Source organism: Pseudorhodoferax sp. Leaf274 (assembly GCF_001422445.1).
Taxonomy (GTDB): domain Bacteria; phylum Pseudomonadota; class Gammaproteobacteria; order Burkholderiales; family Burkholderiaceae_C; genus Pseudorhodoferax.
On the sequence record NZ_LMNA01000001.1, the window covers coordinates 542,799 to 557,100 of the forward strand.

The following is a 14,302-nucleotide window of genomic DNA, read 5'->3' on the forward strand; positions in this document are numbered from 1 at the left end:
TCAGTCCGGGATGACGGCGGTGGCGTCGATCTCCACCAGCCACTCGGGCCTGGCCAGGGCCGAGACCACGATGCCGGTGGACACCGGGAACACGCCCTTGAGCCAGCGGCCGACCACAAGGTACACGGCCTCGCGGTAGCGCGGGTCGATGAGGTAGATGGTGATCTTGCAGATGTCCTGCAGCTCGCCGCCGGCCTCCTCGAGCAGCATGGCGATGTTGGCCATGGCCTGTTCGGCCTGCCCGGCGACATCGCCGATGCACACGCTCTCGGAGGTGTCCAGGTTCTGGCCGATCTGCCCGCGCAGGAACACGGTGCGGCCCCGCGCGACGACGGCCTGGCAGAGGTCGTTGTCCAGCTTCTGTTCCGGGTAGGTGACCTTGGTGTTGAAAGGGCGGATGCGGGTGTGCTTCATGGTCGCTGCAGGGCTGGTGGCGGAAGACGCCGGTGGCGTCGGGAGCGCCATGGTCATCTGCGCCGGCCATTGGCGCCATTTGTTTTTTCCGGGCGACCGTTTAGGAATTTCCGAGCGGCGCGCGCGCCGGCCCCCTCGGAAAATTTGAGGCACCTCTACGTAAAAGGCGACTTGGCCGCACCGGCCGGCGTTCCCATGATCCGGTCCGTGATGCGGGGTACCGCCGCGGTACCCGGGCATTTTCGGTATCGGCAGATGTTCAACTTTTTCGATCGAGGTCAATCAATGATTCGCAAGCTTCTGACACTGTGTGCGCTCTCGGCCACGCTGGGCGGCACCACGGCCTGGGCACAGGACAACGCGCTCGTGGTGAGCACCTGGGGCGGCAGCTTCCGCGACCTCATCGACGAGAACATCGGCAAGGAATTCACCAAGCAGACCGGCGTGCCCGTGAAGTACGTGACGGGCGGCACCATCGACCGCCTGAACAAGGCCAAGCTGGCCTCCAGGCCCGAGAGCGACATCACCTTCACGACCTCGCACGTGGGCTGGCTGTACGTGAGCAGCAACCTGTTCGAGCAGATCGACACCGCCAAGATCCCCAACTACACGAACCTGGTGGACCGCGCCAAGATCAGCCCGTACCACATCGGCAGCTGGGCCTACGTCTACTCCATCGGCTACCGACCGGACCTGGTGCCCGCGGGCATCAAGCTGGAGAGCTGGAACGACCTGTGGAACCCGGCACTCAAGGGCAAGATCAGCGCGCCCGACTTCGACCCCAGCCACATCATCGCGGTGTCGGCGATGCTGTCGGGCGGCGATGCCGCGAGCTGGGAGAAGGGCCAGGACAAGCTCAAGGCGCTCAAGCCGAACTTCAAGGCCTTCTACACCAACGACGCCAATGCGCAGCAGCTGATCGCGACGGGCGAGACGCCGGTGGAGGTGATCCTGTCGATGAACGCCTACCACATGGCCAGCCAGGGCGTGCCGATCAAGGTCGTGATGCCCAAGGAAGGCGCCGTGCTGGGCGTGGACACCATGGCCATCATGAAGGGCACGACCAAGGCCGACCTGGCCTACAAGTTCCTGAACATCGCGCTGTCGCCCGACGTGCAGTCCAGGATCGTCGCGTCGAAGAAGGCCAGCCCGGTCGTCAGCAACGCCAAGGTCTCGGCCGAGGACGCCAAGCTGCCCGGCGTGTTCACCACCAAGGAGCAGTGGGACACGCAGACCATCGTGATCGACAACAAGCTGCGCGCCGAGAAGACCGCCGAATGGCGCAAGTGGTTCACTGAAAACATCATGAACTGATCCCCTCGGGGGACCTTGCGGCGGGAAGACCGGTGCGGGCGCAGGGCCCCGCCGCCGCCCCGCGGCGCTAGAGCATCTGGAATCTTGGGAAGGGCAGGAATGCGTTCCGATCTACGGGCCTGGCTGGTGTCGCCGGCCGTCATTGTTGCGGTGGGCATTGCCGTGTCCTTGCTGGCTGTGCTGCAGTTCAGCTTTCGCGCCTTCGTGCCGGGCTCGCTGGACGTGGGCGGCTTCACGCTGGAGAACTTCAGCGGGCTGACCAAGTCGATCTACCTCACCGCGTTCGCCAACACCTTGCTGCTGAGCGTGGAGACGACGGTGTTCTCGCTGCTGGTGGCCTATCCGCTGGCCTACGCGCTGGTGCGCGTGCGCCACCGCGCGCTCAAGTCCTTCATCCTGGTGGTGTCCATCACACCGCTGTTCCTGGGCGAGATCGTGCGCACCTACTCCTGGATCGCGGTGTTGGGCAGCAACGGCTTCATCAACGGCGTGCTGCGCCAGCTCGGCGTGATCGAGTGGCCTTTGGCCCTCATGTTCACCCACCTGGGCGTGCTCGTGGCGCTGGTGCACGTGACCATCCCGGTGGTGGTGCTGATGCTGGCCACGGCCATCTCGCACATCGACCGCGACTACGAGAAGGCCGCGCAGAGCCTGGGCGCCGGCCCGGTCAAGACCTTCCTGACGGTGACGCTGCCGCTGTCCATGCCCGGCATCCTGGCCAGCATCACCACCGCCTTCGCCTGGACCTTCAGTGCCTTCGCCACGCCGCAGATGATCGGCGGCGGCCGGGTGCCCACCGTGTCCACGCTGGTCTACCAGCTGGGTTTCTCGTCCATGAACTTCCCGCTGGCCGCCAGCCTGAGCGTGGTGGGACTGCTGTTGACCGCCGCCGCGCTGCTGGCACTGGGCCAGCTGACCAAGCGCCTCAAGGCGATCGGGGGGCACTGACACCATGAAGATCCGAAGCGCCCTGCCGCTGCCGCTGCGCATCGCCGGTCCCGTGCTGATCGCCATCCTGCTGGCCTTCGTGCTGCTGCCGGTGGTGGTGGTCACCATCGCCGCCTTCAACGAGAAGGCCATCCTCACGTTCCCGCCCGAGTCGTACTCGCTCCAGTGGTTCGCGCGGGTGTTCAGCTACCCGGACTTCCAGCATGGCTTCCGCGCCAGCCTGGTCATCACCGGCTGGTCGTCGTTCCTGGCGCTGGTGATCGGCACCTGCTTGTCGATCGCGGTGAAGCGGCTGGACTTCAAGGGCAAGCAGACCCTGCTGGCGATCCTACATTCGCCGCTGGTCGTGCCCCACTTCACGCTGGGGCTGGGGCTGTTGATCCTGGTCTCGCAGGCCTCGGTGCAGCGCGGCTACGGCATCGCCATCCTGTGCCATGTGATGCTGGTGCTGCCCTTCGTGATGCGCAGCGTCTACGTGTCGATGGAGAACCTGGACGAGCGCCTGGAGCAGGCCGCGGCCAGCCTGGGCGCCTCGCCGCGCAAGGTGCTGCTGACCGTGACGGTGCCGCTGCTGGCGCCCGGGCTGTTCGGCGGCTGGCTGTTCGCGGCCATCATGTCGTTCAGCGAGTTCACGGCCTCGCTGTTCGTGACCACGCAGGACACGCAGACGCTGCCCGTGGCCATGTACAACTACGTGCGCGAGTTCGCCGACCCGACGCTGGCGGCGCTGTCGGTGGTCTATATCGCGGTGACGGCCGCCGTGCTGGCCTTCGCCAACTACTTCCTGGGGCTGGGCCGGATCCTGAACATCGAGGGCGAGCGCTGAGCCGACCGCGCAGCTTCGCCGGCGCGATCCATGCGCACCCATCCCACCGATCCAGAACCCTTCGACCTTCCGGAACCCATGCACCCCGACACCCATCCCCAACCGGTCTTCCGCTACGACGGCTCAGGCCGCCTCTGCAAGCTCGGCCTGATCTACATCGCCTCCAGCATCGTGATGGATGCCGAGTGGTCCGCGATGGCGGCGCCCGGCGTCTCCGTGCACACGACGCGGATCAAGCTGCCCAAGGTCACCGTGGAGGGCATCGAGGAGATGATGAACTCACCGGAGCTGGCCCAGTCGGCACGGCTGGTGGGCTCCGCACCGATCGACCTGATGTGCTTCGGTGGGACGAGTGCGTCGTTCCTGCATGGCACGGCCTACGACCATGCCCTCATCGCGAAGATGCAGCAGTGGGTGCCCGGCGTGCGCGTGAACACCGCGTCCACCGCGACGCTGGCGGCCCTGAAGGAGGTGCGGGCGGGCAAGGTGGCACTGGCCTCGCCCTACGTGGATGCGGTGCACGCCAAGGCCATCCGCTTCCTGGAAGAGAACGGGCACCAAGTCGTCAAGCATGCCAACTTGCGCATCGACGAAGACCGCGCCCTGGCGGAAGTGCCGCTCGAGAAGGTCTACGACCTGGTCCGCTCGGTGGACCACCCCGAGGCCAGCGCGGTCTTCATCAGCTGCACCAACTTCCGCTCGGTGGGCGCCATCGAGGCGCTCGAGCAGGCGTTGGGCAAGCCGGTCATCTCGGCCGTGCAGGCCTCGTTCTGGCACTGCCTGGAGACGCTGCAGGTCGCCGGCGCACGCCCTGGCTATGGCCAGCTGTTCGCCAAGCGCCTGGCACCGTCGGCCGACAGTTCTGGCCGCTGAACGCTTCCGCCTTTCGTTTCACCAACCGCACCGGAGTCCTGCCATGCCCCTTGTTCGCCGCACCATCGTCTGCGCCGCATGCCTTCTGACCAGCATGGGCGCCATCGCCCAGAACGCACTGGACGACATCGTCAAAGCCGGTGTGATCCGCGCCGCGGTGCCGACCGATTACCCGCCCTATGGTTTCGTCGGCGTCGACATGAAGCCCCAGGGCCTCGACGTGGACATGGCCAACTACATCGCCGCCAAGCTGGGGGTGCGCGCAGAGCTCGTGGCGGTGACCAGCACCAACCGCGTGCCCTACCTGCAGACCCGCAAGGTCGACATCGTCGTGTCCACCCTGGCGCGCAATGCAGAGCGCGAGAAGGTTGTGGACTTCACCACTGCGGCGTATTCGCCCTTCGTCAGCGGCATCTACGCGCCCAAGTCCGTCACGATCAAGAGTTTTGCCGACCTGGAGGGCAAGTCGGTCGGCGTGACCCGCGGGACCATCGAGGACCAGGAACTGACCAAGGTGGCGCCCAAGGGCACGAACCTGATGCGGTTCGAGGACCACGCGGCAACCATTGCAGCGCTGGGTTCCGGCCAGGTACCGGCCGTCGGCAGCAGCCAGCCCGCGGTTTCCCGGCTCATGCAGACGCAGCCGCAGCTCGGTCTCGAATACAAGCTCATGCTGAGCCAGAGCCCGAACTTCATCGGGATTCCCAAGGGCGAGGACAAGCTGCGGGCCAGGATCAACGACATCGTGACCGAGGCGCGCAAGTCCGGGGAAGCAGACCGCCTCTCCAACAAATGGCTCGGCCGGCCGACCGGCGACATTCCGCTCTGAAAGACCGACGGGCTCAGTCCACCGCCGGCGCGAGACAGCGCCCGGCGCCGGCCTGCACCAGCTGCCAGGCTGCCAGCGCGATGGCATCGGCTTGCAGCGCCTCCTCGCCCCACAGCCCCAGGTAGCCCCGGCCCGCGGGCACGAAGGCACGCAGCGCTTCGGCCTGCGCGCGCGCGCCTTCGGTGATGCACAGCACGGGGCCGGGCACGCGGGCGATCCAGCACTCCAGCGGGCTGTCCACGCGCGCGCGCAGGCCGCGCCGCCAGTGGGTCTCGCAGGCCACGCTGGCCTCCAGCTGTGCCGCGCCGTCGGCCAGGTCGCGCAACTCCACGGCAAGCCCGTGTTCGCGCTCGAAGGCCGCGGCGGCCGACTGCGCGGCGGCCAGGACGCCGCTTGCGCAGATCCATTGCATGGCGGGCGGGCGCCGCATGGGGCTCAGCCGTTGCGGAAGATGTAGCTGTAGGCGCTCAGCGCCGGCACGCCGCCCAGGTGGGCGTACAGCACGCGCGAGCCGGACGGGAACTCGCGCTGGCGCACCATCTCGACCATGCCGTGCATGGACTTGCCCTCGTACACCGGGTCGGTCAGCATGCCTTCCTGGCGCGCGCACAGGCGGATGGCCTCCAGCGTGCCCTCGCTCGGCAGGCCGTATTCCGGGCCGCCGAAGCGGGTGTCGAGCACGATGTCCTTGTCGGTGATGTCGCGGCCCAGTTCCACGAGCTGCGCCGTGTTCTTGGCGATGCGCAGCACCTGGTCGAAGGTCTGCTGCGGCTTGGCCGAGGCGTCGATGCCGATCACGCGGTCGGCGCGCCCGTCGGCCGCAAAGCCCACCACCATGCCGGCCTGCGTGCTGCCCGTGACCGAGCACACGACGATGTAGTCGAACTGGAAGCCCAGCTCCTTCTCCTGCTGGCGTACCTCTTCGGCGAAGCCGACGAAGCCCAGGCCGCCCTTGGGATGCTCGGAGCAGCCGGCCGGGATCGGGAAGGGCTTGCCACCGGCGCGGCGCACGCTCTCCATCGCCTCTTCCCAGCTCTTGCGGATGCCGATGTCGAAGCCCGAGGCGTCCAGCCGCACGTCAGCGCCCATGATGCGCGACAGCTCGATGTTGCCCACGCGGTCGTACACCGCGTCGGCGTAGTTGACCCAGTTCTCCTGCACCAGCACGCACTTCATGCCCAGGTGCGCGGCCACGGCGGCGACCTGGCGCGTCTGGTTCGACTGGATGCCGCCGATGGACACCAGCGTGTCGTAGCCGCCCTCGATGGCCTCGGGGATCAGGTACTCGAGCTTGCGCGTCTTGTTGCCGCCGAAGGCCAGGCCGCTGTTGCAGTCTTCGCGCTTGGCGTAGAGCTGCACCTCGCCGCCCAGGTGGGCGCTCAGGCGCTTGAGCGGCTGGATGGGCGTGGGGCCGAAGGTCAGCGGATGGCGGGCAAACTTCTGCAGGTTCATGCGGAACTCCTGTGTCTGGCGGGGTGGTCGATGGCCCAAAGCATAGGAGCCATGCCGCGAAACAGGGTTGCAAGTTCAGCGCACTCAAGGGGCCCCGTGTTTCCTGCCTTGCACGATATTCAACGCAGAAATGCGCGATGACGGCATTGGACGCAACGAAATTCCATTTGCAGGATGTCAGCCCTTGGCGGCCTTGCTCCGGGCCGCCGTCGCCCGGCCGGAGCCGCGTGGCGCAGCCAGTTGTGCGATCAGGAAATCGCGGAACACGCGCACGAGTTCCGGGTGGGAACGCTCGGGCCGCATCTGCACCTCGATGTCGCGCCCGCTCAGCGTGCGGTCGCGGATGGGCACGGCGCAAAGGCCTTCCTCGGCGAGCAGGCCGTGCACGGAAATCTCGCTGGCCAGCGTGATGGCATCGCGCAGCCGCACGAAGCGCAGCAGCGCGCCCACGTAGTTGCTCGTGAACACCGTGTCCACCGACACGCGCTGCTTGATGCAGGCGATGTCGAACAGCTGGCGCAGCGTGGTGTCGGTGCCTGGCAGCGCCATCGGGTGGCCCTGCAGCTGGGCCAGCGTCACGTGCGCGAGCCGGGCCAGCGGGTGGGTGTCGCGCATCACCGCCATGCCCGGCGCGGGCTGGCGGTGCGCGACCTTCACGTCGGTGTAGCCCACGCGGCTGTAGCTGAACACGATGCCGATGTCGCACGCCGCCTGCCGCACGCGCTGCGTGACCTCGGCCGGTGCGGCCACGCCCAGGTGCACGGAGACACCGCGGTGCCGGGCCAGGAACGCGTCGATCAGCGTGGGCAGGAACTGCAGCGCAAAGCCCTCCGAACTCGCGATGCGCACATGGCCGCTGCCCAGCCCCTGCAGCGCCTGCATGCTGGCGACGATGCGTTCGGCGTCGGCACCGGACTTGCGCGCGTGCTCGGCCAGCAGCTCGCCGGCCGGGCTCAGCGTCATGCCGCGCGGCCGGCGCTCGAACAGGGTCAGGCCCAGCGCTTCTTCCAGCCCGGCGATCTGCCGGCTCACGGCCGAGCCGGCGACGTTGACGCGCGCGGCGGCCTCGCTGATCGAGCCGCTGTGCACCACCTCCAGGAAGTAGCGCAGGGCGGTGCTCTGCAGTCGGTGGGACAGGGCCACGGCGCGCTCCTGAAAATGTGTCGGTTTGCCATTTTGGCAAATGGGGCATCTGAATTTTCTGCTTCTCGCAAGCCACTGCGGTGCCTACCATGCGAGCGTCCAAGCCCATCGCCCCCACCGCCCCAACACCCCAAACCGCAAGGGAGACATCCGAATGCGCAGAGAACACGCCCTCGCCGCCGCGGCGGCCCACTTCGACCAGGGGCACTTCTTCGACACGCTGGCACGCCGCGTGGCGCTGCGCACCGAGAGCCAGAACCCCGCGGGCGCGCCGGTGCTGCACGCCTATCTCGCGCAGGACATCGCGCCAGAGCTGCAGGCGATGGGTTTTGCATGCCGCATCCTCGACAACCCGGTGGCCGGCGGCGGCCCCTTCCTGATCGCCGAGCGCACCGAGCCTGGCGCCAGCTTCGGCGTGCTGAGCTATGGCCATGCCGACGTGGTGCGCGGCCAGGAGGCGCAGTGGCGCGAAGGGCTGGCGCCCTGGCGCGTGACGGTCGAGGGCGACCGCTGGTACGGCCGCGGCAGCGCCGACAACAAGGGGCAGCACAGCATCAACCTGGCGGCGCTGGCCCAGGTGCTGCAGGCGCGCGGCGGAAAGCTGGGCTACCACGTGAAGCTGGTGATGGAGACGGGCGAGGAGGTCGGCTCGCCCGGCCTGCGCGCGTTCTGCGCGCTGCACCGCGAGGCCCTGGCCGCCGACCTGTTCATCGCATCCGACGGGCCGCGCGTGGCCGCACCGCTGCCCACGCTGTTCCTGGGCTCGCGCGGCTTCTTCAACTTCAGCCTGCGGGTGCGCCTGCGCCCGGGCGGCCACCATTCGGGCAACTGGGGCGGCCTGCTGCGCAACGCCGGCACGCGGCTGGCCCATGCCATCGCCAGCCTGGTCGATGCCCGCGGCCGCGTGCTGGTGCGCAGCATGCTGCCCGATGCGCTGCCGGCCAATGTGCGCCAGGCGCTGGCCACCATCGAGGTCGGCGGCGGGCCGGCAGACCCGGCGATCGACCCCGACTGGGGCGAGCCGGACCTGACGCCCACCGAACGCGTCTACGGCTGGAACACCATCGAGGTGCTGGCCTTCAAGACCGGCAACCCCGAGGCACCCGTCGGTGCGATCCCCGGCGAGGCCTTCGCGCTGTGCCAGGTCCGCTTCGTGGTGGGCACCGACAGCGCCCACTTCATCGAACACCTGCGCACCCACCTGGACCAGCACGGCTTCGACGACGTGGCGGTGGAGCCCGATGGCGAAGCCATGGCCGCCACCCGGCTCGACCCCGACGACCCCTGGGTGCACTGGGCGCTCGACTCCATGCGCCGCAGCAGCGGCAAGGCGCCGGCGCTGCTGCCCAACTTCGGCGGCTCGCTGCCCAACGATGTGTTCGCCGAGTTGCTGGGGCTGCCCACGCTGTGGGTGCCGCACTCCTACCCGGCCTGCAGCCAGCACGCGCCGAACGAGCACCTGCTGGGCAGCGTGGCGCGCGAGGGGCTGCAGATCATGGCCGGTCTGCTGTGGGACCTGGCCGAGCAGGGCCCCGCCATCGCCCGGCAGCGGCGCATGGCCGCGCAGCAAGAGCCGGTGCGCGCATGAAGGCCGATCGGTCCCGCAGCCGCAGCGCAGCGCAGGCCGAGGCACCGCCGGCCGAACTCGACCGCATCGACCGCGCCATCCTGCGGGCCTTGCAGCGCGACGCCTCCGTGTCCAACGTGGCGCTGGCGGCCAAGGTCAACCTGAGCGCGCCGGCCTGCCTGCGCCGCGTGGAACGGCTCAAGGCCGAGGGCCTCATCAAGGGCATCGTGGCGCTGCTGGATCCGCGCCCGCTGAACGCCGGCATGCTGGTCATCATCGGCGTGGTGCTGGACCGCTCGACCCCCGAGTCGTTCACCGATTTCGAGAAGGCGGCGCAGAAGGTCTCGGGCTGCCTGGAATGCCATGTGGTGACCGGCGAGTTCGACTACATGATGATGCTGCGCACCAAGGACAACGACAGCTTCAACCGCCTGCACGCGGAGCAGCTGCTGTACCTGCCCGGGGTGCGCCAGGTGCGCACGTTCATGGTGCTCAAGCAGGTGCTGTCGACCACGCAGCTGCCCATCTGAGCGAGCGCCCCATGCACTGCACCGCCCAGCCCCCGCCGCCCACGCCACCGCCGGCCTAGGCACGCGCCCGCCCGGGCCACACCCACCCACCGTACCCACCCGCAGGCCACGCGCGGCCGGCGCTGGATGCGTGCGCCTGGCGCAAGGCCTGGCCCGCACCGCCACCGAGTTTTCGCCACCCCAAGCCCCCAAAGGAGAAAGCATGAAGAACGTGTTTGCAAGCATCGCCCGCATCGCCCTGGCCACGGCATGCGCGGCCCCAGCGCTCGGCTGGGCGCAGGCCTACCCGGCGCGGCCGATCCAGCTGGTGATTCCGTTCCCGCCCGGTGGCGCCGTGGACGTGGTGGGCCGGCTGGTCGCCAAGAGCCTGGGCGAGCGCCTCGGCCAGCCCGTGGTGGCCGACAACCGCGCCGGCGCCGGCACGGTGGTGGGCGCCGTGGTGGCCGCCAATGCCGCAGCCGACGGCTACACGCTGTTGATCAGCTCGGGCTCCACCTTCACGATCAACCCGGCGCTCAACCCGAAGCTGCCCTACGACGCCATCAAGAGCTTCGAGCCGTTGGGGATGACCGCGCGCGTGCCGCTGATCCTGCTGGCCCATCCCTCGGTGGCCGCCAACGACTTCGGGCAGTTGCTGGGCGCCGTGCGCGCCGCGCCGGACAAGTTCGTCTACGGCTCCTTCGGCAATGGCACCACGGGCCACTTCGCCGGCGAGATGCTGTGGGAGCGTGCAGGCGTCAAGCTCACGCACATCCCCTACAAGGGCAGCGCGCCGGCAATGACCGACCTGGTCGGCGGCCAGATCCCGCTGAGCGTGGACACCGTGGCCGCGGCACTGCCGCAGCTCAAGGCCGGCAAGGTGAAAGCCATCGCCGTGCTGGGCGAGAGCCGTGCCCCGCAGCTACCCCAGGTACCGACCATCGCGGAAAGCGGGTATGCCGGCTTTGCTGCGGACTCCTGGCTGGCCGTGGTGGCGCCACGCGGGCTGCCGGCCGAGGTGCGCACCGCGCTGCAGAAGGCGATCGCGGACACCGCGGCCGCGGCCGAATTGCAAAAGGGGCTCATCCACAACGGCCTGCAGCCGGCCTACGAGCCAGGCGAGGCCGTGGCCGCGCGCATCGAGGAGGAATTGCCGCGCATGCGCGCGACCGTGCGACGCGCGGGGATGCAGAACTGAAAACGAATGTCCGACGTGGGCGGGGAGGAAATTTTTACACGCAGTAACGGCCTCCTCTCCTACGTCGGAAACCCTTTCAAGATTTACGACGAACGGTTCGAATGAATTTGTAAGTCATTGAAAGGAAATGAATATTTCCGCTGGCATCGAAAGTGCATAGTGCTTACAAATGCGACAACGGTCGCAAATCCACATGGAGCAACGCGATGGCTTTTCGATTGGCGAGATTTGGTTTGGCAGCTGCGGCCGCCCTGGCTTTTTCCACGGTTTCTGCCGCACCCATCACGCAGTGGGATTACATCGTCGACAGCACGTTCGACGCCTCGAAGACGACCTTTGCCGCGGGACGCGCCAGCAGCAGCGGCACGGTGGCCCCGTCCAACTTGGAAATCAGCTGGGGGGTCACGGGCGGCACCGTGGGGCAAAACCGCAGTGGCCTGCGGATCTCGAACACGCCGAGTGCGGGCGTTCTGGCAACAGACGGTGCTTCGCAGCTGGCGAACACCTATACCCACATCAACAACGGCAACCTCGGAAACAACAGCGTTTCCCTGCTGAAGACGCAGATCAATGCGCAGCTGCAACTGCGGCCCAAGGATTCGGGCCTGCCATTCGCGTCGTTCGCCTCCGACTACACCATCAACTTTGCCGAGACGCCGAACACGCCTGGCAGTTGCGTGGTGGTCAGCGCGGTCGCCTGCGATGACATCTTCGTCCTGTCCGGCGCGTTGAATGAATCGTTTGTCTACGATGGCTTCGAGTACTTCGTCAGCTTCTTTGCCGCGCCCACCTTGACCAGCCTGGCCCCGGCCGTCTGTGCGGCGGCGGGCGCGGGCCCCAACTGCGTCGGCTTCACGACGGAAGAGTTCCGGAGCACGAGCGTGAACTTCAACCTGGCGATCACCAGCCGCGCAATCGAAATCCCGGAGCCGGGATCGGTCGCATTGCTGGGGCTTGGGTTGATCGGCGTTGCCGCGGTCCGCCGCCGCCCGCGCGGCTGACCGTTCACGCGCCCAAATGACAAACCCGGCCTTGGCCGGGTTTGTCGTTTGTCAGGGGTCTTGTTACTTCGATGGCGCCGGCTTCACGTCGCCCACCAGGCCGCCCTTCGGCGCGCTGCCGGACTTGTTGGCCGCGGCGGCCTCGCTCTTGACCTCGGACCGCGATTCCATGGATGTGGCGCCGGCCTTCGGCGCCGGCTTCACATCACCGACCTGGCCGCCTCGGGTGGCCTTGCCTTCGGCGTTGGCAGCGGCAGCATCGGCCTTGCGCTCGGCGCGCGCCTGGGCCTTGTCTTCCTTCGACATCGTGGATGGCGTCGGTGCCTTCTTCACAGGGCCGACTTCTCCCTGGGCGAACGCGCTGACCGTGGCCGCTTGTGCGAGGACGAGGCTCGCAGCCAATAGCACTTTTTTCATTTTGATCTCCTGGATGTTGGAGCGACGCAATGGCGCGCCGCCCGTGTCGTTGTTCGACCAAGTCAGGTTACGCAGCGCGATGCCCGCCGCCGTAGGACTGCAACCGATGAGGTGGACGGCATTGAGCCAGGGCAGCAGAAAACAGCACTCCTGGGTGGCACCGCTCTCGTCGGGCCTTGACCCGCCATCACGTGTCGAGCGAGCCACCACCGATGGATGCGGAACGGGACGTCGCAGGGGAAGCCATCACACCGCAGCCCATCTGGGCCGCATGCTGGACGGCCTGTTGCGCGGCCAGACGTCGGGAGAGGGAAGGTGCGCAACGGGCCAGCTGCCCTGCGCGGCGAATCTTGACCTGGAAGGTACTGCGCCCGGCTCGTCGGGTGCGCTCGCGGATGGCGGCGATGCGTGTGTATCCCATGTTGGTCCTGCGCTTGGCAGGACATGGATGCACAGGACACCCGATGCGGTGGTGGAGAGGATGAGGATCGAACTCACGACCTCCGCATTGCGAACGCGGCGCTCTCCCAGCTGAGCTACCCCCCCACGGCGGCCGGATTCTAGTACCGACGCGCAGCGCTGTGCAGGCATGGTGTCCAATCGCCGGCATGGATGCCCAAGACCCCCTCCTGCGGCGGCTCGACGCGCTGGAAATCAAGGCCTGCGAGGCCGAAGACCTGCTGGACGAGTTGAACCTGACCGTGTACCGCCAGCAGCGGCAGATCGATGCGCTGGCGCGCCAGCTCGAGGCGCTGCGCCTGCAGCAGCCCGACCCTGCCACCGCAGGCAGCCGCAACCTGCGCGACGAACTGCCGCCGCACTACTGACCGCGCGCATGGGCGGTGTTCAGGCAATCCTGGAACAGCAGCGCCGCCCGCGATGGCTGGGGTGAACGCCGCAGCAGGCTCACGAACTGGCAGGCATAGGAAAAGCGCTCGGGCGCCACGGCCTGCATCTGGCCCTTGGCCACGAAGCCGGCGGCGTAGTGGTCGGGCAGGAAGCCCAGGAAGCAACCGGACAGCACCAGCGTGGCGATGGCTTCCTGGTCGTAGCCGCTGGCGCGGCGCACCAGCCGCTCCTGGTGGCTCAACTCCATGTTGGGCGAGTGGTAGCCCAGGCCTGCGAACGGGTACTGGCGCAGCCGTGCCCAGGTCAGCCCGTTGTGCGCAGCGCCGAAGAGCGCGTGCGCGCGGCCGCAGTACAGCAGCATGGTCTCGCCGAACAGCTCGCTGTAGCGCAGGCTGCGCGAGGCCCGGTGCGCAGGAATGATGCCCAGCGCGAAGCGCCCGTCGATCACGCCGCGCTCGATCTCGTTGATGGAGGCCACGTGCAGGCTGGGCTGTACCTCGGGCGCCTGGGCGCGGAACAGCGCGATGGCCTCGGCGATGCGCGCCTGCGGGTTGGTGGCGGTCTTGTCGAACACCGCCAGTTCGAGCGTGCCGCCCATGCGGCCGTGGATGTCGTCGATGCCGCTGCGGAACGCGTCGACCGAAGCCAGCAGGCGCTGGGTCTCGTCGTAGACGCGCTGGCCTTCCTCGGTCAGCGCGAAGCCGGCCCGCCCGCGCCGGCACAGCACCATGGCAAGCCGCGTCTCCAGGTCCTTGATGTGGCGGCTGATGGTGGAGGTGCCGATGTTGAGCTCCAGCTCGGCCGCCGTCATGCCGCCGCACTGCACCACGCTGCGAAAGACCTTGAGCAGCCGCAGGTCCATGTCGTCGAGCTGGCCCAGCACGGCGCGGTTCTTCACTTTCACAGATCGTCAACTGAAGTTTGATACACCAACATTGTCCAAGAGATGGCGGTGCCGAACA

General features: G+C 67.9%; 16 protein-coding genes and 1 tRNA gene. 10 read left to right on the forward strand and 7 right to left on the reverse strand.

What is annotated here, in order from left to right:
* Positions 1-414, reverse strand: coding sequence for a RidA family protein (locus tag ASF44_RS02415; protein ID WP_056897551.1), 414 nt, complete (start codon positions 412-414; stop codon positions 1-3).
* A 285-nt stretch (positions 415-699) separates the two neighbouring features.
* Here ASF44_RS02415 and ASF44_RS02420 point away from each other — a divergent pair, with 285 nt between their 5' ends.
* The 5 genes from ASF44_RS02420 (at position 700) to ASF44_RS02440 (ending at position 5,204) form a co-directional block, all read left to right on the forward strand.
* Complete coding sequence (locus ASF44_RS02420) at positions 700-1,728, forward strand: PotD/PotF family extracellular solute-binding protein (protein ID WP_056897552.1); 1,029 nt, start codon at positions 700-702, stop codon at positions 1,726-1,728.
* 99 nt (positions 1,729-1,827) lie between these two features.
* On the forward strand, positions 1,828-2,676 hold the full coding sequence (locus ASF44_RS02425) for an ABC transporter permease (RefSeq protein WP_056897553.1): 849 nt from the start codon (positions 1,828-1,830) through the stop codon (positions 2,674-2,676).
* Positions 2,677-2,680: 4 nt separating this feature from the next.
* Positions 2,681-3,502, forward strand: coding sequence for an ABC transporter permease (locus ASF44_RS02430; protein WP_056897554.1), 822 nt, complete (start codon positions 2,681-2,683; stop codon positions 3,500-3,502).
* Positions 3,503-3,532: 30 nt separating this feature from the next.
* Positions 3,533-4,375 (forward strand): Asp/Glu racemase, encoded by an 843-nt coding sequence (locus ASF44_RS02435; protein ID WP_235579106.1) that lies wholly within the window; start codon positions 3,533-3,535, stop codon positions 4,373-4,375.
* A gap of 43 nt (positions 4,376-4,418) precedes the next feature.
* The gene (locus ASF44_RS02440; protein ID WP_056897555.1) at positions 4,419-5,204 is read left to right on the forward strand and encodes a transporter substrate-binding domain-containing protein; all 786 of its coding nucleotides are present in this window, start codon (positions 4,419-4,421) and stop codon (positions 5,202-5,204) included.
* Positions 5,205-5,217: 13 nt separating this feature from the next.
* Here the strand turns inward: ASF44_RS02440 and ASF44_RS02445 are convergent, their stop codons facing one another.
* From ASF44_RS02445 to ASF44_RS02455, 3 genes are all read right to left on the reverse strand, one after another.
* Positions 5,218-5,634 (reverse strand): hypothetical protein, encoded by a 417-nt coding sequence (locus ASF44_RS02445; RefSeq protein ID WP_156374326.1) that lies wholly within the window; start codon positions 5,632-5,634, stop codon positions 5,218-5,220.
* 5 nt (positions 5,635-5,639) lie between these two features.
* A complete protein-coding gene (locus ASF44_RS02450) occupies positions 5,640-6,656 on the reverse strand; it encodes a 1-aminocyclopropane-1-carboxylate deaminase (RefSeq protein WP_056897557.1) in 1,017 nt (338 codons plus the stop codon).
* Positions 6,657-6,833: 177 nt separating this feature from the next.
* On the reverse strand, positions 6,834-7,799 hold the full coding sequence (locus tag ASF44_RS02455; RefSeq protein WP_056897558.1) for a LysR family transcriptional regulator: 966 nt from the start codon (positions 7,797-7,799) through the stop codon (positions 6,834-6,836).
* Positions 7,800-7,953: 154 nt separating this feature from the next.
* On the opposite strand from ASF44_RS02455, the gene ASF44_RS02460 reads away from it, so the two are divergent.
* The 4 genes from ASF44_RS02460 to ASF44_RS02475 all read left to right on the forward strand — a co-directional run bounded on the left by ASF44_RS02460 (position 7,954) and on the right by ASF44_RS02475 (position 12,074).
* Positions 7,954-9,387 (forward strand): M20 family metallopeptidase, encoded by a 1,434-nt coding sequence (locus ASF44_RS02460; protein ID WP_056897559.1) that lies wholly within the window; start codon positions 7,954-7,956, stop codon positions 9,385-9,387.
* Positions 9,384-9,896 carry an Lrp/AsnC family transcriptional regulator gene (locus tag ASF44_RS02465; RefSeq protein WP_056897560.1) on the forward strand — a complete coding sequence of 171 codons (513 nt, stop codon included), beginning with the start codon at positions 9,384-9,386 and terminating at the stop codon, positions 9,894-9,896. Before ASF44_RS02460 ends, ASF44_RS02465 begins: the two co-directional genes overlap by 4 nt.
* Before the next feature lie 202 nt (positions 9,897-10,098).
* The gene (locus ASF44_RS02470) at positions 10,099-11,073 is read left to right on the forward strand and encodes a tripartite tricarboxylate transporter substrate binding protein (protein ID WP_056897561.1); all 975 of its coding nucleotides are present in this window, start codon (positions 10,099-10,101) and stop codon (positions 11,071-11,073) included.
* Between the two features lie 206 nt (positions 11,074-11,279).
* On the forward strand, positions 11,280-12,074 hold the full coding sequence (locus ASF44_RS02475; protein WP_082524471.1) for a THxN family PEP-CTERM protein: 795 nt from the start codon (positions 11,280-11,282) through the stop codon (positions 12,072-12,074).
* A 63-nt stretch (positions 12,075-12,137) separates the two neighbouring features.
* Here the strand turns inward: ASF44_RS02475 and ASF44_RS31475 are convergent, their stop codons facing one another.
* Together ASF44_RS31475 and ASF44_RS02485 are read right to left on the reverse strand one after the other, a co-directional pair.
* On the reverse strand, positions 12,138-12,698 hold the full coding sequence (locus ASF44_RS31475) for a hypothetical protein (RefSeq protein ID WP_156374327.1): 561 nt from the start codon (positions 12,696-12,698) through the stop codon (positions 12,138-12,140).
* 263 nt (positions 12,699-12,961) lie between these two features.
* Positions 12,962-13,037, reverse strand: a tRNA-Ala gene (locus ASF44_RS02485).
* A 62-nt stretch (positions 13,038-13,099) separates the two neighbouring features.
* Here ASF44_RS02485 and ASF44_RS02490 point away from each other — a divergent pair.
* Positions 13,100-13,318 carry a SlyX family protein gene (locus ASF44_RS02490; RefSeq protein WP_056897564.1) on the forward strand — a complete coding sequence of 73 codons (219 nt, stop codon included), beginning with the start codon at positions 13,100-13,102 and terminating at the stop codon, positions 13,316-13,318.
* On the opposite strand, the gene ASF44_RS02495 is transcribed toward ASF44_RS02490, so the two are convergent.
* Complete coding sequence (locus ASF44_RS02495; protein WP_156374360.1) at positions 13,312-14,202, reverse strand: LysR family transcriptional regulator; 891 nt, start codon at positions 14,200-14,202, stop codon at positions 13,312-13,314. The genes ASF44_RS02490 and ASF44_RS02495 overlap by 7 nt on opposite strands.
* Between the last annotated feature and the right edge of the window lie 100 nt (positions 14,203-14,302).

Bases quoted from the DNA above. Each gene is read 5' to 3' on its own strand.
- ASF44_RS02415 (WP_056897551.1), bottom strand. From the start codon at position 414: ATGAAGCACACCCGCATCCGCCCTTTCAACACCAAGGTCACCTACCCG.
- ASF44_RS02420 (WP_056897552.1), top strand. From the start codon at position 700: ATGATTCGCAAGCTTCTGACACTGTGTGCGCTCTCGGCCACGCTGGGC.
- ASF44_RS02425 (WP_056897553.1), top strand. From the start codon at position 1,828: ATGCGTTCCGATCTACGGGCCTGGCTGGTGTCGCCGGCCGTCATTGTT.
- ASF44_RS02430 (WP_056897554.1), top strand. From the start codon at position 2,681: ATGAAGATCCGAAGCGCCCTGCCGCTGCCGCTGCGCATCGCCGGTCCC.
- ASF44_RS02435 (WP_235579106.1), top strand. From the start codon at position 3,533: ATGCGCACCCATCCCACCGATCCAGAACCCTTCGACCTTCCGGAACCC.
- ASF44_RS02440 (WP_056897555.1), top strand. From the start codon at position 4,419: ATGCCCCTTGTTCGCCGCACCATCGTCTGCGCCGCATGCCTTCTGACC.
- ASF44_RS02445 (WP_156374326.1), bottom strand. From the start codon at position 5,634: ATGCGGCGCCCGCCCGCCATGCAATGGATCTGCGCAAGCGGCGTCCTG.
- ASF44_RS02450 (WP_056897557.1), bottom strand. From the start codon at position 6,656: ATGAACCTGCAGAAGTTTGCCCGCCATCCGCTGACCTTCGGCCCCACG.
- ASF44_RS02460 (WP_056897559.1), top strand. From the start codon at position 7,954: ATGCGCAGAGAACACGCCCTCGCCGCCGCGGCGGCCCACTTCGACCAG.
- ASF44_RS02465 (WP_056897560.1), top strand. From the start codon at position 9,384: ATGAAGGCCGATCGGTCCCGCAGCCGCAGCGCAGCGCAGGCCGAGGCA.
- ASF44_RS02470 (WP_056897561.1), top strand. From the start codon at position 10,099: ATGAAGAACGTGTTTGCAAGCATCGCCCGCATCGCCCTGGCCACGGCA.
- ASF44_RS02475 (WP_082524471.1), top strand. From the start codon at position 11,280: ATGGCTTTTCGATTGGCGAGATTTGGTTTGGCAGCTGCGGCCGCCCTG.
- ASF44_RS02490 (WP_056897564.1), top strand. From the start codon at position 13,100: ATGGATGCCCAAGACCCCCTCCTGCGGCGGCTCGACGCGCTGGAAATC.
- ASF44_RS02495 (WP_156374360.1), bottom strand. From the start codon at position 14,202: ATGGACCTGCGGCTGCTCAAGGTCTTTCGCAGCGTGGTGCAGTGCGGC.